Source organism: Streptomyces sp. SID11385 (assembly GCF_010548245.1).
In the GTDB taxonomy this organism is placed as follows: domain Bacteria; phylum Actinomycetota; class Actinomycetes; order Streptomycetales; family Streptomycetaceae; genus Streptomyces.
In genome coordinates this window covers 1-225 of record NZ_JAAGLR010000904.1, presented here as the reverse complement: position 1 = coordinate 225, position 225 = coordinate 1, and the positions used below count along the sequence as shown (strand labels likewise).

The 225-nt window shown below is 77.3% G+C and carries 1 protein-coding gene; it reads left to right on the top strand.

Annotated elements, in window-relative coordinates; all coding sequences use genetic code 11:
* Positions 1 to 225 (top strand): sigma factor-like helix-turn-helix DNA-binding protein (locus tag G3I42_RS27425; protein ID WP_275405305.1); only part of this gene is annotated, 225 nt, incomplete at both ends.

Sequence of the window (225 nt, the reverse complement as noted above, 5' to 3'; positions counted from 1 at the left end):
GCGTCCTGTCCGGGCTCGCGTACGGGGACGCGGGCGAGGCGCTCGGCAGGCTGCCCGCCGAACTCGGCGAGGTGCTGCGGATGACCGTCGTGGACGGGCTCAGCACCCGCGAGACCGCCCGCCTCCTCGGCATCCCCGAAGGCACCGTCAAGTCCCGTGCGCTGCGCGCCCGCCACCGGCTGCGCACCGCCCTCACCACCGGACCCGGCCACCCGGGAGGCACCC